Origin of the sequence: Parasaccharibacter sp. TMW 2.1884, assembly GCF_023337695.1 — a bacterium.
GTDB lineage: Bacteria > Pseudomonadota > Alphaproteobacteria > Acetobacterales > Acetobacteraceae > Bombella > Bombella apis.
This window is the reverse complement of sequence record NZ_QORR01000003.1, coordinates 184257-208107: the sequence shown is the minus strand read 5'-3', so window position 1 is coordinate 208107 and position 23851 is coordinate 184257. Positions and strand designations below refer to the sequence as shown.

The 23851-nt window shown below is 59.7% G+C and carries 14 protein-coding genes; 10 read left to right on the top strand and 4 right to left on the bottom strand.

Features of this window, described 5'->3' with window-relative positions; genetic code table 11:
* Nucleotides 1-35: 35 nt before the first annotated feature.
* A complete protein-coding gene (locus DTI93_RS06380) occupies nt 36-11207 on the top strand; it encodes an autotransporter-associated beta strand repeat-containing protein (protein WP_249080009.1) in 11172 nt (3723 codons plus the stop codon).
* A 240-nt stretch (nt 11208-11447) separates the two neighbouring features.
* Complete coding sequence (locus DTI93_RS06375) at nt 11448-13007, top strand: Hint domain-containing protein (RefSeq protein ID WP_192848576.1); 1560 nt, start codon at nt 11448-11450, stop codon at nt 13005-13007.
* A gap of 114 nt (nt 13008-13121) precedes the next feature.
* Here DTI93_RS06375 and DTI93_RS06370 read toward each other — a convergent pair whose 3' ends face one another.
* A complete protein-coding gene (locus DTI93_RS06370) occupies nt 13122-13484 on the bottom strand; it encodes a hypothetical protein (protein WP_043558618.1) in 363 nt (120 codons plus the stop codon).
* Between the two features lie 669 nt (nt 13485-14153).
* Nucleotides 14154-15068, bottom strand: a complete 915-nt coding sequence (locus DTI93_RS06365; protein ID WP_086441420.1) for an alpha/beta hydrolase — start codon at nt 15066-15068, stop codon at nt 14154-14156.
* Nucleotides 15069-15289: 221 nt separating this feature from the next.
* On the opposite strand from DTI93_RS06365, the gene phoU reads away from it, so the two are divergent.
* The 7 genes from phoU (at nt 15290) to DTI93_RS06330 (ending at nt 22123) form a co-directional block, all read left to right on the top strand.
* Nucleotides 15290-16018: a phosphate signaling complex protein PhoU gene (gene phoU / locus DTI93_RS06360; protein WP_227449759.1), complete on the top strand. Its 729-nt coding sequence runs from the start codon at nt 15290-15292 to the stop codon at nt 16016-16018.
* Nucleotides 16015-16746 carry a response regulator gene (locus tag DTI93_RS06355; RefSeq protein WP_043558620.1) on the top strand — a complete coding sequence of 244 codons (732 nt, stop codon included), beginning with the start codon at nt 16015-16017 and terminating at the stop codon, nt 16744-16746. The genes phoU and DTI93_RS06355 overlap by 4 nt, the downstream gene beginning before the upstream one ends.
* Before the next feature lie 8 nt (nt 16747-16754).
* A complete protein-coding gene (locus DTI93_RS06350; RefSeq protein WP_081562474.1) occupies nt 16755-18014 on the top strand; it encodes an ATP-binding protein in 1260 nt (419 codons plus the stop codon).
* A 92-nt stretch (nt 18015-18106) separates the two neighbouring features.
* Nucleotides 18107-18928 carry an alpha/beta fold hydrolase gene (locus DTI93_RS06345; RefSeq protein ID WP_248630843.1) on the top strand — a complete coding sequence of 274 codons (822 nt, stop codon included), beginning with the start codon at nt 18107-18109 and terminating at the stop codon, nt 18926-18928.
* A complete protein-coding gene (locus DTI93_RS06340) occupies nt 18925-19782 on the top strand; it encodes a sugar phosphate isomerase/epimerase (protein WP_081562476.1) in 858 nt (285 codons plus the stop codon). The genes DTI93_RS06345 and DTI93_RS06340 overlap by 4 nt, the downstream gene beginning before the upstream one ends.
* Nucleotides 19783-19974: 192 nt before the next feature.
* Nucleotides 19975-21351 carry an L-serine ammonia-lyase gene (locus DTI93_RS06335; protein ID WP_043558632.1) on the top strand — a complete coding sequence of 459 codons (1377 nt, stop codon included), beginning with the start codon at nt 19975-19977 and terminating at the stop codon, nt 21349-21351.
* 88 nt (nt 21352-21439) lie between these two features.
* Entirely contained in the window at nt 21440-22123 is a 684-nt protein-coding gene (locus tag DTI93_RS06330) for a hypothetical protein (protein ID WP_249080008.1), read from the top strand.
* On the opposite strand, the gene alkB is transcribed toward DTI93_RS06330, so the two are convergent.
* Both alkB and DTI93_RS06320 read right to left on the bottom strand, forming a co-directional pair.
* A complete protein-coding gene (gene alkB / locus DTI93_RS06325; protein ID WP_249080047.1) occupies nt 22092-22766 on the bottom strand; it encodes a DNA oxidative demethylase AlkB in 675 nt (224 codons plus the stop codon). The two genes, DTI93_RS06330 and alkB, sit on opposite strands and share 32 nt — an antisense overlap.
* A gap of 21 nt (nt 22767-22787) precedes the next feature.
* Nucleotides 22788-23084, bottom strand: coding sequence for a putative quinol monooxygenase (locus tag DTI93_RS06320; RefSeq protein WP_043558639.1), 297 nt, complete (start codon nt 23082-23084; stop codon nt 22788-22790).
* A gap of 201 nt (nt 23085-23285) precedes the next feature.
* Here DTI93_RS06320 and ybaK point away from each other — a divergent pair, with 201 nt between their 5' ends.
* Nucleotides 23286-23768 (top strand): Cys-tRNA(Pro) deacylase, encoded by a 483-nt coding sequence (gene ybaK / locus DTI93_RS06315; protein ID WP_043558642.1) that lies wholly within the window; start codon nt 23286-23288, stop codon nt 23766-23768.
* The last annotated feature ends 83 nt before the right edge of the window (nt 23769-23851 follow it).

Genomic DNA, 23851 nt, shown 5'->3' with positions numbered 1-23851 from the left:
ATACCAGCCTCGTCACCAATGCCAGTATCGTTGACATGTATGGCAGCAAGCAGTTCGACTACACAGGCAGCACGACCGTCAACAATGGCAGCTCGCTGCATGTGTACGGTGCTGTCATCGGTACGCCGCAGGTCACTGTCAGCAACGGTGGCAAGCTGGATGGCACGGGCACCATCGGTTCCTCAGGCAGCACGACAACAATCGAACAGGGTGGGAGCATCAACCCCGGCACGCCTGCTGCCTACCGGCAGACCCTGTCCATCGGCAATGATCTCACAACCCGGGGCACATCCGATTTCAGCGGTCTCCAGGACAATGGCTCCAGCAGACTTTCCAATGGATCCATCTCTGTCGGTGGCAACCTGGATCTGGGCGGAACAGTCAATGCGGTTGACCTCTCCTCACAGCAGGGCTCCGGTGTCCAGACTCTCTTCCGCTACGCAAAGCAGCTGACAACCAGCAATCCAACCCTGAATGTATATCAGTTCACGGGAGATGAGACTGGCAAGCCCTTCCTGTCGCCAGACACCAAGGGTACGAGCTACCTTCAGACAGGCAACCATCAGGTCAATCTGGTCACGGCCAATGCCGGGGACAATCTGACGTTCTGGAATGGCAGCAAGACAACTGCTGATGGCCAGATACGGGCAGGCGATGGTACCTGGTCCCAGGGGGCAAACAGCGCCACCAACTGGACCACGGCCAACGGCAGCCAGAGTTCCGCCTGGCAGGGCAAGGAATACGCCATTTTTGGCCAGCCTTCCGATGATGCCATCCAACAGAGCAAAAACGCTGCCCAGAACGTGACGGTGGATGGCAATGTCGATGTGGCTGGCATGCAGTTCAGCCAGAATGCCCGCCCGTCCTCCTATTCCGTCATCCCCAAGGATGGAAACAGCTCCATCACACTGTATGGCAACCGCTATACGGACAAGGAGCACCCGGACAAGCTCAACCGGTATTTCTACATCACCGACAGCACAGGCCAGTCTGGCACCCAGACTGATGCTGACATCAAGCAGTACGAGCAGAACAACGGTACCCTGGTCAACAAGTCAGGACTTGTCTCCACAATCCGTGTGGGAGATGGTTCAGGCTATGGTGACACCAACCTTGCCATCATCAAGACACCCATCAAGGATGATCCCAGCAACCCGACGACCCTCGTAAAGACGGATACGGGTACGCTCGTTCTGGACGGCAACAACAGCTACAATGGCGGAACCGTCATCACCAATGGTGTGCTGGAAATCACCTCCGATGCCAGCCTGGGCGCCCAGAACGGCACTCTGGGCATCAGCGGGGGGACGCTGCGGATCGGCCAGGACCTCGCCACCAACGCCAACCGCAATACTGTTCTGGGATATAACGGCGCCACCATTGACCTCAATGGTCATACTTACGACAACAATGGCTCCATCGTTGGTCCCCGGGGGGCCAACATAGCCATCAGGAGCACCACGGACAATTCCGGGCTCAGCACGGCCCTGCAGAATGCTGGCGGCCCCCAGAGCGGCACTGTGCCGGTGCTCAACCTCAATGCCGACAACACCTATCTGGGCAGGACGGACATCCAGGGCAACTGGGGTATTGGTGGGTCCAATGTCGTTGTCAATGCCAATGACAAAACCCCATTTGGCACCTCTGACAGCACAACAAAAGGTGGCGACCTGAACATCACGGCAGGGGCCATCGTCAACATGAATGGCGGGCAGGACAAATCTGCCTCCATGGGCAACCGCAATGTCGTCATCAATGACAACAGCGCCCTGTATTTCAACAACAGGAGCGTTGCCGACACGGCCAACATCACGAACACGAACAACGCCAGCGTCACCTTCAGGAACGACAGCTCGGCCTCTCAATCCACCATCAGCAATGCCGGGCATGTGTTCTTTGCGGACAATGCAACAGCAGACCAGGCCACAGTCCAGAACAACAGCGATGGGGCCACTGTTGATATCACGAAGGCGACCAATGGTGTGTCCATCGGCTCCCTGTCCGGCAATGGCAACGTGTCTCTGGGCGACCAGACACTGACAGTCGGTGCCCTCAACAAGGACGACACTCTTTCCGCCATCATATGGGATGCTGGCAACCACAAGGGATCCGTTGTCAAAACGGGAACGGGCACCCAGACACTGACAGGCAACAACAGCTACACCGGCTCCACGACCGTCAACAACGGTACCCTTGCCCTCGCTGGCCAGGGTACCATTACCAACTCCTCCTTTGTTGATGTCAACAAGGGGGCAAAGCTGGACATCAGCCAGTCCGCCAATGACCAGAATCTGACCGACATCCGGGGTGGCGGTGATGTGGCTCTTGGTGACCACTCCCTGTCCCTGACGCAGGCTGATTCACAGCACAGCTATGATGGTGTCATCTCTGGAACCGGCGGCCTGAAAATCCTTGCCGGGGAAAAAACACTCACCGGGCAGAATACCTACACAGGTGATACGGTCGTCGCCCAGCAGGCAGGCCTGACCCTGGATGGCGGAAAGCTCGACAGCCAGCTGTTCAATAACGGCACGTCCGTTCTCCAGAACGGTGCCGAGATAACGAAGACAGTAACGAACGACCATGGCGGCACGCTGACGGCACATGACGCAAAACTGGCGGACATCACCAACGGCAGTACGGCCGGGCAGATCCTGCTCGACAAGGGGACAACCGCCTCTGGCACGCTGGCTGCTTCTGATGGCCAGTTCACCATTGGTGAAGGTGGGGCCAGTGTCGGCTCTCTCTCTGGCAGCAGCAAAAGCACGGGTACCCTCAATGACACCCTGACCATCACCAATGGTCATGATGGCTATAACGGCACCCTCTCCGGCAATGGTGGCCTGAACATCACCGGGGGAAGTGGCGAATATCTCAACGGCCAGAACACCTATGCCGGGGAAACCCATGTCGGCCCCAATGCCAACCTCACCCTGCAGGGAAGCATCACCGGGGACCTCAACAACGATGGGCAGACCTACATCAACCCCAACACAGCAACGGCAGGCAAGGCCAGTGTCGGCGGGAAAACAACCAACACGAACCAGCTCACCGCACAGAGTGCCATCCTGGGCAATGTCATCAACAAGAGTGGCACCACAACCCTGCATCAGAGCACCACGCAGGACCTTACCAACGAGGCCGGCACAACAACACTCGACCGCACCACGGTAAACGGGCAGACTAAGAATTCCGGCACACTCACCACCTCTGCCTCAAAACTGGGTGACATCAGCAACAACGCCGGAACAGCCACGCTGGATGGCAACAGCACTGCCGGGCATGTCACCAATGCTGCTGGAGCCAGCTTCACCCTCCAGAACAGCGGAACGATCAGCTCTGCCGACAACCAGGGCTCCATGACACTGGGGGCCTTCAGTACAGTTTCAAGAGATGTCACCAATACTGGCAACGGGTCCCTGACGCTCGACAACAGCACCATCGACGGTACCCTTACCCATAATGGCCAGAGTCTGACCGTCACGGACAAAAACGCCTCTGTCGGTTCTCTCGCAGGAAACGGCAACGGCACGCTGGATGGTGCCCTGCATCTCACCAATGCCCATGACACCTATAACGGTATCCTCTCCGGCAAGGGCGGGCTGGCTCTTGACGGGGGGAAAGAAACCCTCACGAACCATCAGGCCTATACCGGCGACACAACCGTCGGGCAGAGTGGTGACCTGACCCTGACAGGCTCCCTTGCCGGGGCACTTGTCAATGGCGGCCACTCCACTCTCCAGAACGGTTCCGCTGTCAACGGAGTGGTCACAAACACCAATCAGGGCTCTCTGGAAGCACATGGTGCTGCCTTGGGGGCTGCCACAAATACCAGTACGGCCGGGACGCTGCTGCTCGACCAGGGAACAACCATTGCCCACACCCTTGCTTCTGATGGTGGCCAGATTACCATCGGTCAAGGCGGCGCCAGTGCTGAATCGCTTGCAGGCACGAACAGTGACGCCAAAATCACGCTCAATGACACCCTGACACTCACCGGTGGGCATGATGGCTATAACGGTACCATCACCGGCACGGGTGGCCTGACCATCCTCGGGGGCGGCAAAAACGACATCCAGAGCACGGGTGAGTATCTCAATGGCCACAACACCTATAACGGTGAAACCCATATCGGCCAGAACAGCTCCTTCACCCTGAAAGGCAGCATCACCGGGGACCTCAGAAACGAGGGTGATACCTACGTCAACCCCAATGCCAACACCGCAGGCCAAGTCAGCATCGGCGGGACGACGACCAATACACACCTTTTCACGTCGCAAAATGCCATTCTGGGCAAGGTCATCAACAATGATGGCACCACCACGCTGAATGAAAGCCAGACCAAGGACATTGACAACAATGCCGGGGAGACGGTCCTCACCGGCACGACGGCAGGGGCCATCACCAACGCCAAGGGAGCCACCTTCACAACCCAGCAGAGCCAGCATTCCGACGGCACGACAGTCAACAACAGTCTCGCTTCCGCCGACAATGCGGGCACGATGAAACTCGACCACACCACGATAAACGGGCAGACCACGAATTCCGGCACACTCACCACCTACAACTCAAGGCTGGGTGATGTCAGTAACAACGCCGGAACAGCCACGCTGGATAGCGGAACTACCGCTGGCCATGTCATCAATGCTGCTGGGGCCAGCTTCACCCTCCAGAACAGCGGAACGATCAGCTCTGCCGACAACCAAGGCTCCATGACACTGGGGGCCTTCAGTACAGTTTCAAGAGATGTCACCAATACTGGCAACGGGTCCCTGACGCTCGACAACAGCACCATCGACGGTACCCTCACCCATGATGGCCAGAACCTGACCGTCACCAGCAACAATGCCTCCGCCGGGTCCCTCGCAGGAAACGGCAACGGCACGCTGGATGGTGCCCTGCATCTCACCAATGCCAATGACACCTATAACGGTATCCTCTCCGGCAAGGGCGGACTGGCCCTTGACGGGGGGAAAGAAACCCTCACGAACCATCAGGCCTATAACGGCGACACAACCGTCGGGCAGAGTGGTGACCTGACCCTGACAGGCTCCCTTGCCGGAGCACTTGTCAACAACGGCCACTCCGCCCTCCAGGATGGTTCAGCCGTCACCGGAACGGTCACGAACACCAGCACCGGCTCGCTGGAGGCCCACAATGCCCAGCTGAGCAATGTCACGACAGCCGGGACGCTGCTGCTCGACAGGGGAACCAATGTCTCCGGCAAGCTCGCCGCCACTGGGGGCCAGTTCACCATCGGGGATGGCGGGGCCACGGTCGGAACTCTCTCCGGCACAAACAGCACCGGCGTCCTCAATGACACGCTCACCCTCACAAACGCACAGGACGGCTATGCCGGCTCCCTCTCCGGCAATGGTGGCCTGACCATCGCTGGCGGAACAGAAACCCTCAGCGGCCAGAACCGCTATACCGGCGACACCCATGTGACCAGTGCCGCAGGGGCCGGGCTGGACCTGACAGGGGCCATCGCCGGAAGGCTGGTCAACGACCAGTATGCCCAGGTCTCAGGACCCAATGCGCAGGTCAAGAACACCACCATCAACAACAAGACGCTGAACGTCTCCAATGGCGCTACGCTGGCTGACATCACCAACAATGGTGCAGCAACTCTCAGCAGCAGCCGGGCGGGCAATGTCACAAACGCTGCCAATGCCACCTTCAGCGCCACGGGCGGGTCTCAGGCCTCCGCAACAAACAGCGGCGTCATGACCCTCGCCGGGGGCAACAAAACGGATGGTGCTGTCACCAATACGGGCAACGGATCCCTGACACTCGATGGAAGCACCATCGGCGGTACCCTCACCCATGATGGCCAGAACCTGACCGTCACCAGCAACAATGCCTCCGCCGGGTCCCTCGCAGGAAACAGCAACGGCACGCTGGATGGTGCCCTGCATCTCACCAATGCCCATGACACCTATAACGGTATCCTCTCCGGCAAGGGCGGGCTGGCTCTTGACGGGGGGAAAGAAACCCTCACGAACCATCAGGCCTATACCGGCGACACAACCGTCGGGCAGAGTGGTGACCTGACCCTGACAGGCTCCCTCGCCGGGGCACTTGTCAACAACGGCCACTCCGCCCTCCAGGATGGTTCAGCCGTCACCGGAACGGTCACGAACACCAGCACCGGCTCGCTGGAGGCCCACAATGCCCAGCTGAGCAATGTCACGACAGCCGGGACGCTGCTGCTCGACAGGGGAACCAATGTCTCCGGCAAGCTTGCCGCCACTGGGGGCCAGTTCACCATCGGGGATGGCGGGGCCACGGTCGGAACTCTCTCCGGCACAAACAGCACCGGCGCCCTCAATGACACGCTCACCCTCACAAACGCACAGGACGGCTATGCCGGCTCCCTCTCCGGCAAGGGGGGCCTGACCATCGCTGGCGGAACAGAAACCCTCAGCGGCCAGAACCGCTATATCGGCGACACCCATGTGACCAGTGCCGCAGGGGCCGGGCTGGACCTGACAGGGTCCATCGCCGGAAGGCTGGTCAACGACCAGTATGCCCAGGTCTCAGGACCCAATGCGCAGGTCAAGAACACCACCATCAACAACAAGACGCTGAACGTCTCCAATGGCGCCACGCTGGCTGACATCACCAACAATGGTGCAGCAACTCTCAGCAGCAGCCGGGCAGGCAATGTCACAAACGCTGCCAATGCCACCTTCAGCGCCACGGGCGGGTCTCAGGCCTCCGCAACAAACAGCGGCGTCATGACCCTCGCCGGGGGCAACAAAACGGATGGTGCTGTCACCAATACGGGCAACGGATCCCTGACACTCGATGGAAGCACCATCGGCGGTACCCTCACCCATGATGGCCAGAACCTGACCGTCACCAGCAACAATGCCTCCGCCGGGTCCCTCGCAGGAAACAGCAACGGCACGCTGGATGGCACGCTCACCCTGACAAAGGCCAATGACACCTATAACGGTATCCTCTCCGGCAAGGGCGGGCTGGCCCTTGACGGGGGGAAAGAAACCCTCACGAACCATCAGGCCTATACCGGTGACACAACCGTCGGGCAGAGTGGTGACCTGACCCTGACAGGCTCCCTCGCCGGGGCACTTGTCAACAACGGCCACTCCGCCCTCCAGGATGGTTCAGCCGTCACCGGAACGGTCACGAACAATGATGGATCACTGGTGGCGAACGGAGCCAGACTGGCCAATCTCGTTACCAATGCGGGAACCGTCACCCTGAATGACAGCATCGTCAGGGACGTCAGCAGCAATGGTGGACAGACAGCCCTTGCCGGAACATCCGCAGGGACCGTAACAAACGCTGCCAATGCCACCTTCAGCGCCACGGGCGGGTCCCAAGCCTCCACAACAAACAGCGGCGTCATGACCCTCGCCGGGGGCAACAAAACGGATGGTGCTGTCACCAATACGGGCAACGGATCCCTGATACTCGACAACAGCACCATCGGCGGTACCCTCACCCATGATGGCCAGAACCTGACCGTCACCAGCAACAATGCCTCCGCCGGGTCCCTCGCAGGAAACAGCAACGGCACGCTGGATGGCACGCTCACCCTGACAAAGGCCAATGACACCTATAACGGTATCCTCTCCGGCAAGGGCGGGCTGACCATCGATGGCGGAACAGAAACCCTCAGCGGCCAGAACCGCTATACCGGCGACACCCATGTGACCAGTGCCGCAGGGGCCGGGCTGGACCTGACAGGGTCCATCGCCGGAAGGCTGGTCAACGACCAGTATGCCCAGGTCTCAGGACCCAATGCGCAGGTCAAGAACACCACCATCAACAACAAGACGCTGAACGTCTCCAATGGCGCCACGCTGGCTGACATCACCAACAATGGTGCAGCAACCCTCAGCAGCAGCCGGGCGGGCAATGTCACAAACGCTGCCAAGGCCACCTTCAGCGCCACGGGCGGGTCCCAGGCCTCCACAACAAACAGCGGCGTCATGACCCTCGCCGGGGGCAACAAAACGGATGGTGCTGTCACCAATACGGGCAACGGGTCCCTGACACTCGATGGAAGCACCATCGGCGGTACCCTCACCCATGATGGCCAGAACCTGACCGTCACCAGCAACAATGCCTCCGCCGGGTCCCTCGCAGGAAACGGCAACGGCACGCTGGATGGCACGCTCACCCTGACAAAGGCCAATGACACCTATAACGGTATCCTCTCCGGCAAGGGCGGGCTGACCCTTGACGGGGGGAAAGAAACCCTCACGAACCATCAGGCCTATACCGGCGACACAACCGTCGGGCAGAGTGGTGACCTGACCCTGACAGGCTCCCTTTCCGGGGCACTTGTCAACAACGGCCACTCCGCCCTCCAGGATGGTTCAGCCGTCACCGGAACGGTCACGAACAATGATGGATCACTGGTGGCGAACGGAGCCAGACTGGCCAATCTCGTTACCAATGCGGGGACCGTCAGCCTGAATGACAGCATCGTCAGGGACGTCAGCAGCAATGGTGGACAGACAGCCCTTGCCGGAACATCCGCAGGGACCGTAACAAACGCTGCCAATGCCACCTTCAGCGCCACGGGCGGGTCCCAGGCCTCCGCAACAAACAGCGGCGTCATGACCCTCGCCGGGGGCAACAAAACGGATGGTGCTGTCACCAATACGGGCAACGGGTCCCTGACACTCGACAACAGCACCATCGGCGGTACCCTCACCCATGATGGCCAGAACCTGACCGTCACCAGCAACAATGCCTCCGCCGGGTCCCTCGCAGGAAACGGCAACGGCACGCTGGATGGCACGCTCATCCTGACAAAGGCCAGTGACACCTACGCCGGGTCTCTTTCCGGCAAGGGGGGCCTGACCATCGATGGCGGGACCGAAACCCTCACGAACCATCAGGCCTATACCGGCGACACAACCGTCGGGCAGAGTGGTGACCTGACCCTGACAGGCTCCCTTTCCGGGGCACTTGTCAACAACGGCCACTCCGCCCTCCAGGATGGTTCAGCCGTCACCGGAACGGTCACGAACAATGATGGATCACTGGTGGCGAACGGAGCCAGACTGGCCAATCTCGTTACCAATGCGGGGACCGTCACCCTGAATGACAGCATCGTCAGGGACGTCAGCAGCAATGGTGGACAGACAGCCCTTGCCGGAACATCCGCAGGGACCGTAACAAACGCTGCCAATGCCACCTTCAGCGCCACGGGCGGGTCCCAAGCCTCCACAACAAACAGCGGCGTCATGACCCTCGCCGGGGGCAACAAAACGGATGGTGCTGTCACCAATACGGGCAACGGATCCCTGATACTCGACAACAGCACCATCGGCGGTACCCTCACCCATGATGGCCAGAACCTGACCGTCACCAGCAACAATGCCTCCGCCGGGTCCCTCGCAGGAAACGGCAACGGCACGCTGGATGGCACGCTCACCCTGACAAAGGCCAATGACACCTATAACGGTATCCTCTCCGGCAAGGGCGGGCTGACCATCGATGGCGGGACGGAAATCCTGACAGGTGACAGCACCTATTCAGGCCCGACGATGATCCAGAACCAGGCAACTCTGGAAGTGGATGGTCGTAATGGTTCCAGCCCGGTTTCCGTCGGCAATGGCGCAACCCTGCGTGGTACCGGCACCGTCGGCTCAACCCAGGCTGTCTCCGGTGCTACGGTCGCCCCCGGTGCGATCGGCTCTGATGCGCTCTCCACCCTGCATGTCAGTGGTAACCTGACCATGGCCAAGGGCTCTGTCCTGCGGATCCGCGGGACGAGCGATACGACGGGCCAGACCATTGACACGGCAAAAGGCAACGGGTTCCATGAACTCACCTCCGACCGTCTGGCTGTCACGGGCACGGCTTATCTGCAGGGCGGGACTCTGGACCTCCAGCTGAAGAATGCAGGCGCTGGCCTGACATATGGGCAGGCTTATCGTGTCCTGACGGCATCCGGCGGTGTCAACGGCCAGTTTGACGAAAAACTGTCGAGCAATCTGGCACCCCAGTATGCCTATCTGGACCCAGCCTTTGCCTACAGTGCCGATGCTGTTGACATCGTCCTGCGCCGCAATGCCAGCTCGTTCAGCACGGTAGGTGAAACCCGCAACCAGATTACCACCGGCCAGGGGCTGGACCATCTCGCTCCCAGCTCGGCGCTCAGCCAGGCCATGACAGGCCTGACACGGGACCAGGCACGGCGGGCGCTGGACAATCTCTCCGGTGAGCTGCACGCCTCCATCCGTACGGCGCTGATTCAGGACAGCTTCTACATCCGCAATGCGGTGATGGACCGTCTGGCAAACAGCGACTGCGATTATGGCCATAATGGCCAGAGCCTCTATGACCTGAAGACGCATAAAAAGAATGGCGCCTGCTATTCCGACCATGCTGTCCTGTGGGGGCAGGCTTACGGAGCCCTCGGCCATAACAGCGGGGATGGCAATGCTGCCCTCATGCACCACAACACGGCCGGGTTCATCATGGGGGCGGATGCGCCGATCAACCGCAGCAACTGGCGTGTCGGCGGGCTGCTGTCCTATGGTCACTCCCAGTTCAACATCCAGCGGGGGCGCTCCTCCTCCGGCAACAGCAACAACATCACTGTTGGGGCCTATGCCGGGACACACTGGGGCCGCCTGAACCTACGGCTGGGCGCTGCCTATAGCTGGAATGTCATCAACACCCGTCGACATGTCGCCGTTGGTGATTATGGCGGGCGCCTCAGCAGTGGCTATCTGGGTGGAACTGCACAGACATTCGCTGAACTGGGCTACAAGATGCGCACCGGGCGCGGCGTCTTCGAGCCGTTCATGAACGTGGCGTATGTGAACATGCAGACCAACAGCTATCATGAGCATGGCAACGAGGCCGCCCTGCGCAGCCGTGGGACGGATACGGGGGTCACCTTCTCAACCTTCGGTTTCCGTGCCGCCACGACGCTGAATATCGGCCGGACGATCTTCATGCCGCACCTCACGGCAGCCTACCGCCATGGCTTCGGTCGCCTGGGGTCCCGCCAGCATGAGGCCTTTGCCACGACAGGCGGGACCAGCGACATGGACGTCGCCGGTGTTCTGCTCTCCAGCAATGCGGCTGTCGTGAATGCTGGCATGACGGCCCGCCTGACTGATCGTATTGATCTGGATCTGTCCTACATTGGCCAGTACGGCAACCAGTCGACCGAAAGCGGTGCAACGGGAACCTTCAAGATGAAGTTCTGATCCCGTATCTCCGGTATCGCAGACAGAAAAGGGCGGACCACCATGGTCCGCCCTTTTTGTTGGGTGTGGCTCCTACCAGCTGCCCCCTGGGGATACGCCTGCCCACAGTACAGAACAGACCGTAACAGACTGACCTGTGCAGGTAATTATGAAGGACTGGCTTAATCTCTGATAAGGGAACAGCCCCTATCTTCAGACGGTTTCCACGAAAAAACCGGATACCGCCCAAGATAGCTGCTCATGATTGTCGCACAGAACCAGACCATCACGTACACTCCCCAATCCCGTAAAGCTGTCATCAACACCACGCTTTTCATGCCTGACAACCTGTCGTTGCCACAGGAGGATACGTTTTTCGCCTTTCAGGGAGGGTCACTGGTCATCTCACCGGCATCATGGAATGGCACCGTCAGCTCTTCTCTCATGGCTGCCCCCCATTCCCTGACCATAGACCCCGGAACAGGTGGACAGCTTGCTCTTGATTACGGAGGGCTGAGCAGCGCCTCCCTCCAGACCAATCTTTCCCTGGACCTCCATCTGGTCAGCCCACCACCATCCGGCTTCACATTCCAGTTCACATTTTCCGGCCAGACGACATCCAGAACGACAACACGGCAGCGCTACGATGCCTCGGCCAACCAGACCATCATCCAGATGAACGAGGATTACAGCTTCTACAGCACGGTCCATGCAAACATCTTCATTCCCGGCAATCCATATGGCCTCCCGCAGGATGGACGCTGGTCCCCGTTCACACCTCCGGCACCACCACAAACCAGTGCGGATGTTGTCTGCTACCTAGCAGGCACATTGATAGACACCCCCCAGGGCCCCAGACCCATTGAGGAGCTGAGGGCCGGTGATGCCATCCATGTCTTCCGGAATGGTCACAAACACATCGAACATCTCCGCTGGAGTGGCTGGAAATCCGTCACACCCACCTCGTCTGACGACTGGCCAATACGCATCAGACGCCACACATTCGGGGAGAACTGCCCCTTCCGTGACCTCTACATTACCGAAGAGCACTGCCTGCTGCTGAAAGGCAGCTTCATTCCCGCCCGTATGCTCGTCAATGGCAGAACGATCCTGCGGGAAGAACGGGACAGCTACGACATTTACCACATCGAGACCTATGAGCATCGCATCATCAGTGCCAATGGTGTCCTGTCCGAAACATATCTGGACACGGGCAACCGCCACAGTTTCACGACACCTGAAGCAGCCCTGTCCATTCCCTCCCCAGCGTCCTTCCACTCCCGCCCCAAAGACTGGCAACAGGACGCCGCCGCCCCGCTGAACGTGGATCGGGCCTTTGTCGAGCCCCTGCATGCTGCACTGGCAGAACGGGCAACCCGGCTGGGATTCCCACCGGAAACCGCCAGACCAGCCACCACGGACGACCCGGCCCTGACCCTGCTGGACCCACAGGGGACCGAACTCGCCCTGTATCAGCGCAATGGCGGACACTACCTGTTCTGGCTGAAAAACAGTCCATCCTTTCTCACCATCAAGTCCCGGACAAGCCGGCCGGACAGACAGATTGGCCCTTTCGTGGATGACAGACGAACCCTGGGCGTTCTTGTCGGCGAGATAACGCTCGTTCAGCCTGATGGAACCGACATCCCCCTGACATCACACCTGACAGCCGCCCCGAACACAGGATGGGATGTTACAGAGCCTGTTCCATGCCGCTGGACCACCGGGGCAGCCCATCTGCCACTGCCTGACATGAAACAGCAGAATGGCTGCCTGCTGAAGCTCGAGATACTCAGTGCAGGCCCCTATGCTCTTGCCTGACAACCCACTGAAAACACATAAGGGGATGGCCCATACGGACCATCCCCTCACAGAGAGCCTGCCCTGACTGGACAGAGACCCTACCCACGGCCATCCCTTGCGGGATGACAGGGATCAGATCAGACGTGTGACGAAGTTCACAGCCTGCTGAATGCCCGTCCCTACGAGAGACAGGATCGTACGCAGAGGATGCTGCAGGAAATTGCTAAAAGCAGAGGTAAAGCTCTGGATAGGAGACAGCAGCTGCCCAAGACCACCAAGGCCACCAAGATTGAAACCGGCAGCAGGAGCAGCAGCCCCCTGCGGGTAGCTAACGGCCGGGATCGTATTGGTATTGGCAGCCGGGGCCAGAGCGGCCAGCGGGTTCTGTGCGCCGCCACCAAGACCACCAAGACCACCAACCAGACCACCAATCAGGTTGCCCAGACCAAAACCACCAGAAACGCTGTCCAGCTCGCGGTTGCTGAGAGCTCTCATGTCAAGTCTCCACACACTTTCTATTAAGGAGTTGGAAGCCCCATATGCGTCTTCCGATGTCATAAATCCATATTCACGAAATACAGTCAACAGGAAAATGATGAATTCTTCCAGTTTAACTTTGCAATAACTTTAAATGCACAATTTATTTTATAATTTTACTTTGTATTTTTTTTAACATTTTGATCATATATTCGTATTTATATACATTTTATTTTAATAATTAAAATTAAAATACAAAAATTTAAAGTTGAATTATGAAAAATTTTGCTAAAATTCCTTGGAACATCCAATAAACAGACCCGCATCACACCCTACAATTAATGAATTTTAATCTATATGACTGTTCATACACGCTCATGAAAAAGATGAAGAAACAGCAGACCATTGTCATGCTCTCCTCTTCAACACCCCAAAAGTCTCCACATACAGTCTTCTGAACCATCGGCCCGAAGCGATTCAGTCTCTCCTGACGCCAGCTGGTCAATGTTGCCAACAGCCACCCGAATCCTGCACGGGGGCCACTACGGACAAAAATCATACGATTCCCGATGAGGCTGCCGGCCCCCATGAAGAAAGCAACGCCATTCCCTCCCCACAGATAACGGCAGCACAAATTCGAAACCCTGCGCAGGAATGTCACCAGCCCCAACGGGACGGTATGGCTGTTCACAGGAACCCCTGCCGTCTCATCCAGAATTCGGCCAGAATGGGCCACTGCCCTGTTGATCCATTCCTGCGCCCCAGACCAAAGCCATGACCCCCAGTTGCAAAACGGTGGTCTTCACAAGGTCGCCCATGCCGCTGATAGGCCTGCAACAGCAACGTCTCCTGCTCAGGTGACACGATCGGGTCATCCAGCGCATGAGCCATGAACAAAGGCGGCGCATCATCCCGGACATGCGATGGCAGAGACCAGCGGACAGCCCGTTCCACTGTCGGATTATCCCCCAGACACACCCGACTGGTACGACTCCCGGTAAAAGGGGGCGCAACACTGACAACCGGATAAAGCAGCATCAGCAGGGCCGGTGGCGCATCATGGTCCTGCAAAGCTGTCAGACCCAGCAGGTGCCCCCCGGCAGAAAAACCCATGAAACCCACACGCCGCACATTACCACTTCCACCAACCTGCCCGGACCGTAACAGATGCAGGGCCTGTCTGGCATCCGCCAGTGGGGCCTCCATGCCTTCAGCCCATCCCTCGCCTGGCAGACGATACAGAAGAATGGCAACAGTCACACCCAACGAGACCAGCCACCGGGCCGCAGGCAAGGCTTCATGCCCTACGGCAATATGCCCATAACCACCACCTGCTGCGATGATGACAGCCGATCCATTCGGATGGACAGGCCGCATGACATGCAGACCCGGCACATGAATACCGTAAACACGCCCTCCCCGCGCAACACGGGGCTGCTCCATGGTACCAACCTCCGGCCAGAGAGGATAAAAGCCAGACTCATCATGCAGCATGGCCTTCACAGGGCATGTCCCTCGGGCCAGACCACGCCTGCCCCCTCCCGCAGAGACCGCCAGGGAAAGAGCGGAACAGCCTTGCAGAAACTGGCGGCGGGTGCTCATCTATCGGCCTCTTTTCCTTCTGACGACGACACGGAAACCCTACCTGCACCCCCACCGTGCGGAAACATGAAATATTCATGACATCTCCGTAAAAGAGAGCTGAAACCTCTCCTGAACCCGGCAAAAACCCTACTCTTCCGCCGCTTGTGACCCGATTGGCGGTGCTGTTTCCGCTCCCCGTGAATTACGGTAGGTTAGCCCGCCTGAAAGGGGACAGACACATGATGCGCCAGAAGCAGCATATCGTGCAGCGTTATGAAGATGAGCTGCTCCATTTACGGTCCCTGATGGAGCAGATGGGGGGACTGGTAGAGCATCAGCTCTCCCTCATCCTTGCAGGCATTGCCGAGAATGATGGCCGGACAGCCCTTCAGGCAGCACGGCAGGATGATGAAGTGGATGCACTGGAACAAAAGGTGGAAACACTCGCCATCCGTCTGCTGGCCCTGCGCAGCCCCATGGCGGCAGATCTGCGGGAGATCGTCGCCTGCATCCCCATGGCTGGCGCCCTGGAACGCATGGGCGATTATGCCAGCTCCATCGCCCGGCGCCTCAGCCAGATGGAACAGCCCCTTCCCCGCCCCGCCCGCCTCGCCCTGAGCGAAATGGGACGGCTGGTGCTGGAGCATCTCCGCCGCATCATGGATGCCCTGGCCCACAAGGATGACAGTGCCGCCCATGCCATCTGGGCCGCCGACCAGCTCGTGGACAAATACTGTGAAGCCATGACGGCAGATTCCCTGGAACAGATGACCCGTCATCCCCATACCATCCGCCTCCATATCTCCCTGCTTTTCATCATCAGGAATCTGGAACGGATCGGCGACCACACCACCAACATGGCCGAACGTGTGGTCTTCATGGTCACGGGGGCTACGCTGCCCCCGACCCGCCCGCATGGCCATGACAGCCAGCCACTCCCACCCGGACAGGAGTCCCCCAGCCCATGAAACCCCCTGCCAGCCCCCAGAAAGGCTCTGTTCTTGTCGTGGAGGATGAACCCACCCTGCGGGTCCTTCTGGAACACAGCCTGAGGCAGCGGGGCTATCAGGTCAGCACCGTCATGGATGGCGAACAGGCACTGGCCTTCCTCGAAACAGAACGACCGGACGTCGCCCTGCTGGACTGGATGATGCCCGGTCTCTCCGGGCTGGAACTCTGCCGCATCATCCGGCAGAAACCGGGGCTGAAGGACCTGCCCGTCCTCTTCCTCACGGCCCGGACGGACGAGCAGGATGTCATCGCCGGGCTGGACAACGGCGCTGATGACTATCTGACCAAACCATGCAGTACCGACAGGCTGGATGCCCGCCTGCGGGCCCTGCTTCGCCGCACACGCCCCGTACAGGACATCGTGACATTCGGCCCCCTTACGCTGGAACCGGAGAATCATCAGGTCACACGGGCCGGGCGTCCCATCGCCCTGGGGCCAACCGAATACCGCCTGCTGGAACTCTTCATCCACCATCCCCGCAAGGTCTTCTCCCGGGAAACCCTGCTGGAACGTCTGTGGGGCCCCAACGTCCATGTGGAGATACGCACGGTGGACGTTCATATCCGCCGCCTCCGCAAGGCGCTGAATGAAACGGGGGAAGCCGACCTCATCAGGACCGTACGGGCCGCCGGTTATGCGCTGGATGATGGCACCATCAGCCAGCACGGCCCATCCTCCGGCTGATCCGCCTCATGGCCTCTCCGCTCCTGCCAGAGATCATCACGGCAATCTGTGCCTGCCTTGCCCTGACGGGCTGGGCCATGGTCTGGCACCTGTCCCGGCGCCCCCACGGCACCACCCGCCCCGACAGCCCCAGACCATCTGCCCCACCCCCGGGCAGCGTTCTGCCCTTCCATGAGGCCACCCTGCTGGTAGATACCATCCCGGGCATGGCCCTCATTCTCGGCTCCGTCGGACAGATCATGGCCTGCAACGAGGCGGCACGGACCCATTATGGCAACAGCCTCGGGGCGCTCCTTCGCCACCCCACGGCACACAGCACCCTGCATAGCGCCCTTCATGCTCCCCCAATGGATGATGGCCTTCCTGCACCCTGTTCAACCACCATCAGGCTGGATGTCCCCGTAAAATGCTCCGTCCATCTCGCCATGCGCAGACTGCCCGGTGCAGCAGGACGGAACAGCCTTGTCCTCGTCCTGCTGCATGACCGCAGTCTCATTCAGGCTGTAGACCGCATGAGAGCCGACTTCGTGGCCCACGCCAGCCACGAGCTCCGCACACCTCTGGCCTCCCTCACCGGCTTCATCGACCTGATGAAAGAGGGAGGCGACCAGACCGATCAGACATCCCGCACCCTGTATCTGGAGATCATGAGCCAGCAGGCAACACGGATGCAGCGGCTGATCGACCGGCTGCTCTATCTGTCCCAGCTTGAGATGAAAGGCCACCACCACCCCCGGGAAGAGCTGGAGGCAGAAGAACTGTTCGCCCTTGTGCTGGGCGAAGTCACCCCACGTTTCCAGCACGACAGCCGCAGGCTGACCGTGACGCAGGAAGACAGCCTGACCCTGCTGGCCAACCGGGATGAAATGGTGCAGGTTCTCCTCAACCTCATCGAAAATGCCATCCGGTACGGCACAATGCCGGAACGGACCCTGCACGTCCGCCTTCACGCCAGACGGGCCACCCCAGCCGAAGGACCGACCTCCTCCCTGCCGGGACTCCTGATCACGGTGGAAGATAACGGCCCTGGCATTGCCGCCCACCATCTCCCCCGCCTTACAGAACGCTTCTACCGCATCACGCCGCCATCCGACTCCAGCCATGCGGAGGCCGGACAGGGTACGGGGCTGGGGCTGGCCATCGTCCGACAAATTCTGGAGAGACATGGTGGGCAACTGCACTTCACCAGCACGGTTGGGCAGGGAACAACCTGCCACGTCTGGCTCCCGGCCGCCCCACTCCCACAGGACCAGGCAGCAGGAAAATGACAGCCCCCCTTGCAGACGGACGCTGGCCAGCCCCAAGTTGGAAGACAAGGCAGCAACCGCCTGCACAGGCCCATGAAACAGGGAGACCCTGCGTGCCCTACATCACCACCAGCGACCATGTGAAACTGCATTACGAGGATCACGGCCAGGGACGCCCCCTGATCATGATCCATGGCTGGACCTTTTCCAGCCGCTTCTTCCACCGCAATGTCGGGTCATTCGCAAAACAGTATCGTGTCATCACGCTGGACCTGCGAGGGCATGGAGAATCCGGGAAACCGGACCACGGCTACCGTATCGCCCGTCTGGCAGCAGACCTCCGGGACCTGCTGGAAGCACTGGAGATTGAAGACGCCACCGTGCTGGGCTGGTCCATCGGCTCCCCCATCATATGGTCCTATCTGGAGCTGTTCGGCCGGCACCGGCTCCGCAGCGCCATCTTCGTGCAGCAGACACCAAAGCAGTTCTTCGCCCCGGACTGGAAGCTGGGCCACGCCACCTGCTACGATGGGGCCGGGCTGACCTTCCTCCAGCAGCAGCTGGTTTTCAACCGGTCCGCTTTCGACAGGCAGAACCTCTCGGACTGCCTCAGCACCAGTCTGCCCGAAGACGAAAAGGCCATGCTTCTGGAAGAAATGGCCAAATGTCCCAGCCAGGCAGCCTCTCTCATGATGGCCGACCACACGACCCAGGACTGGCGAGACGTCCTGCCCCATCTTGACCTGCCCTGCCTGATGATGATTGCCGGCAAAGACAAGGTTCTTCCGGCTGCGGGGCCCCGCTGGGTCGCCGAGCACATGCCGCACTGTCAGGCCGTGGAGTTTGAAAACAGCTCCCACATGGTCTTTCTCGATGAGACGGAAAAATTCAATCAGACGGTTCTCACCTTCATGAAAGAAGGAGCAGCAGCATGAGTGGTTTCCCCTTCGCCTTCGGAATGAACGAATTCACAACCCAGCCATGGCCCTTTGAGGAAGACATCCAGCGCTATGCCGCCTTGGGCGTGGAGACGCTTGAGCTGTGTGAAAGCAAGCTGGATCCGCAGCGGGTGGACGAACAGATGGCGCTGCTGAAAACAAGCGGCCTGAAGGTCAGCTCCTTCCAGCCTGCCGTCCGTACCTTTGGGGCCAGCAAAATGATGCCCTACCCCCAGGAGCCTGGGCGCCGCCTTGCCCGGCTGGAAGAAAGCATGCGCCGTTACGCTCCCTACACCCAGGGGGTGCCGTTTGTCGTCAATACCGGGGCCCCTGAGAATGGCGATGTTCTAGGGTGCATCACCCGCACGATCGATGCCCTGCGCCGCCTCTGCCCTCTGGCAGCGGAACTGGGCATCACCCTCTCACTGGAGCCACTGAACCCGACCTCCATTAATTACGAGACGGCCATCTGGACCATCGATCAGGCTCTGGACATCATCAAGACCGTGGACCATCCCGCTCTGGGGCTGTGTCTGGATTACTGGAACATCTGGCAGCAGCCAGAGGCCTGTGCCGCCATCCGCCGTGCAGGGGCACTCATCAATGTCGTACAGATAAGCGACTGGCGCACGCCACGTTCTGCCGCAGACAGGCGCATACCCGGCAAAGGATGCATCCCCCTCCATGAGCTTCTCCACGCCACATGGGATGCCGGATTCCGGGGCGCCTGTGCCGTGGAGATTTTCTCTTCCGACGTGCCGGACAGCCTCTATGAAGGCGACCTCTCTGCCCTGATCACCCAGTGCCGGGCCGCACTGGAGCATATCTGGACCCATCCTGGCGCCGGATGAGCCTGCCATAAAGGCCATGGGAAGACCCTCCTGCCGTGACCCTGTGTGCATGGCAGGCACCCCGGACAGTTTCCTTCATAACAGCGTCTGATATTTGTTTCATAATCAGAATAATTTATTTTTTAAGGCTTATCTCCGGCACAATTCTATCCCATAAAGATGGAGTGTCTTACGCAATGAGGGTCCGTTTCCATGCTCAGCCTGTTTGACCTGTTCAAAATCGGGATCGGTCCCTCGTCGTCCCATACGGTCGGCCCCATGCGGGCGGCACAACGCTTTGCCGATGTCCTGGCGGACCTGCCTGACGGCCCGCTGGAAAAAAGTCCGGCCCGCATTGTCGTCACCCTTTATGGCTCCCTGGCCCTGACAGCCGAAGGACACGGCACCATAAAGGCCGTCCTGCTTGGCCTTGCTGGCGAAACACCGGAACATGTCGACCCTGACGCAGCAAAAAAGCTGGTCCAGCACATTGAAAGCACGCATCTGCTGAACCTCAATGGCACGAGCTTTTCCTTTGATTATCAGACCGACATCTGCCTGGACACGGCCACCATCCCGCCCATCCATCCCAACACCATGCAGTTTGAAGCCTTCGGGCGGGATGGCACGCTGATAACCCGCCAGCGTTTCTGCTCCGTTGGCGGGGGATTCATTACACCAGAGGAACAGGCACGGACGATGTCCTACTCCCTGCCGGATGTCCCCTTCCCTTTCCGCAGTGGTGCAGACCTCCTCGCCCACACAAAACGACAGAACACCGATATTGCCAGCATCATGATGGCCAACGAGACCGCCACCCGCCCTCTCTGGGACGTGGAACGCGGCATGGACAGGATTGCCGACACGATGCTGGCCTGTATTGAAGCCGGGCTGCACAATACAGACACCCTGCCCGGTCCCCTGAAAGTCCAGCGACGGGCGGCCAAACTGTATGCACGCCTCCAGGCCAAAACCAATGCTGCCCCGTCCCCCCATGGCGTGATGAACTGGATCAGCCTCTTCGCCATTGCCGTCAACGAGGAAAATGCTGCTGGTGGACGGGTCGTGACCGCCCCCACGAATGGCGCTGCGGGCGTCATCCCGGCTGTCATGCGCTATTATCGGGACTTCTGCCCCGAATATACGACCAACGGGCTGCGGACCTTCCTCCTGACAGCAGCAGCCATTGGCGGGCTGTTCAAGCTCAATGCCTCCATTTCCGGGGCGGAAGTAGGCTGCCAGGGCGAGGTCGGCGTGGCGTCATCCATGGCAGCAGCAGGGCTGACGGCCGCCCTGGGTGGTACGCCGGAACAGTGCGAACATGCTGCGGAAATCGCCATGGAACACCATCTGGGCATGACATGCGACCCGGTGGCCGGGCTTGTGCAGATCCCCTGCATCGAGAGAAACGCCTTTGGAGCCGTCAAGGCCATCAATGCTTCATCTCTGGCCATGAGTGATGACAGCGGGGCGCATTATGTCTCGCTGGACCACGTCATCAAGACCATGGCCGAAACCGGACGTGACATGAACCACCGTTACAAGGAAACCGCCCTGGGCGGTCTGGCTGTCAACGTCCCGGCCTGCTGATGGTTGCTGGAACCGCTTGCCTGAACACACCACAGCTCATACGATATCGTGAGTCCTTTTTCTCCCCGTGCTGCGGTATCCTTGCCTCATGACACTCCATCACATGCCCGCTCTTCTGCTTGCCGCCTCCATGATGGCGGTCGTGTCCACCGCCCGGGCAGAGCCGGGTGATCCTCTCCCTGTGGACAAGCGCCCTGCAGCACCGGCTCTTCTCATTCCCACCCTTCCCTGCCAGACGCTGGCCAGTACACCTCTCACCTATGCCTCCACAGGCAGTGACGACTCGCTGCATGTCCGTGTGCAGTGCAGCATGGAAAAAGGGCAGGACGATCTCTGGCGGGCCAAGGCGTGCCGATACGACTCCAGATGGAACGGATTTTACATGCCCCGCCATCATGGCGCCCGCCCCTACCGGGAGGCCGTAGCTGCCTACATGGGCCATGCCTGTTTCTCCGACAGCCAGCTGACGCCCTATTTCTCGGATGAGCAGACCGACCAGCCTGATGCCGTGTCCAGTGAAGACGCCTGGTCATCCCGTCTCATCGTTCCATGGCGGGGGACCCAGCCTGCCCATGGCATCAGCCGGGCACAGGATGAAACAGTCGGGAATGTCTTCCTGCACAACCGGGCCGTCACGGTAAAGCTGAGCTTTACACACGTGCCCCCCGTAACGGCAGAAGAAAACAACATGGACAAGGCCGCCCATTCTCCCCGGCGGTTCCAGCCTGCAACAAGCCTCATCAATCTGGATGATGTAGCCCCTTCCCGCTGAAGGGGCGGTCCACCACCCGGAAGGTAAGGTTGTACCGGCAGTCCAGCCCGGCGACGGCTGGTGCGGCCCGTATCGGTGCCACACCGTGAAAATGACATCGGCTTGGGCCACCCCAGACCACCACATCCCCATGATGCAGCGGCACCTTGCGGCAGGGGGAACCCCGCAGGGCACCACCCCACAGGAACAGGGCTGAAAGCCCCAGCGAGACCGAAACGACGGGGGCCTGCATGGTGCGTTCGTCACGATCCTGATGCAGCCCCATTCCCGCTCCGACGGCATACCGATTGACAAGCCCGCATTGTGGGACAAACCCCTCGTAACCTGCCGCCCGTGCAGCACGCCCTGCCATATCTGCAAAAAGGGCAGGCATGGCCGGCCAGGGCTGGCCCGTCAGCGGGTCGGTCTGCATGTAACGGTAGCCCTGCCCGTCACTCACCCAACCATATGGACCACAGGCCGTCATGCCCGCTGCCATCACCCCTCCACCAGCCGTCCTGTAATGACGGAAAGGAGCCTTCTGGCTGATGGATTCCACAGCCTGAAGCAGCACCTGCGCCTCCGCACGGGCAAAGCCACCCAGCAGAACCGCCCCGGGCGACAGGACAAGCTGCTCCCGGGTCTCCGGGAAAAGATCATCCATCAAGGGCCAGTCACTCCCCTCTCATTGCCGATGAAAGAACCGTATCTGCCTCGTGACAATCTTCAGATCCTGCAACGCTCTGGAAAAAACGGCAAAATGCGGAGCAGCCTCATGCGCCCGGAAGGCAGCCCGGCTCTCATACACCTCGTGCAGCACAACAAGCATGGGATCATCCTCACTGCACTGAATGGTAAATTCCAGACAGCCTGGCTCATCAGCCCTGGAACGGGCCGCATCATGACGGCAGACCTCAAGGAATGCCTCCAGAGTATCCTCTCTGGCCTCGAATTCTGCCAGAACGACAAGTGGTCCACACATGGAACGTCTCCTGCATGACGGATGGATGAAGACCGACCCACCCTTCTGGCAGAATGGCCCGCAACCGGACCAGACGCAACCATCCCGGCCGTGAGGCCAAAGCAGGGCAGGGCTGTATCATGACGGCTTGCCAGACGAAGAGTCGCAAGGTTTCCTGACTGGAGCCTCATCCACCCCTGCATATCCAACAGGAGACACCCCATGACAGACAGGCAGGATACCGCCGCCACCCGGTTTCTCGACAGTGCCGCCATTTCATACAGGACATGCCGCTACGACTATGCCCCACAGAAAGGCCATATCGGCGAGCAGGCCGCCAGCGCCATTGGGGCAGAGCCTTCCGCCGTCTTCAAAACCCTTGCCGTCAAGATCGACAGGAAGCAGCCCGCTTTTGCAGTCATCCCGGTGGACAGACGGGTCAACTTCAAGGCACTGGCAGCGGCTCTGGGTGGCCGGAATGCCAAGATGATGCAGCCCGATGAGGCCCATGACCGCACGGGATTCGTCTCGGGTGGAACAACGCCTTTCGGCTCCCGTGAAACCCTGCCCACCGTCATCGACCGCAGCGCACAGAAACACAGGACAATCTGGATCAATGCCGGGGACCGGGGATTTCTGGCCTGCCTGACACCCCAGGATGTGCAGATGGTGACGCAGGGGATTTTTGCCAGCATTGCCGAATGACCGGTCTTCACCCCCCACAGACATGACCATTTCATGACAGTGATTTCACTAACATTTTATCACCCTGCTCCTGTATCTTCCCA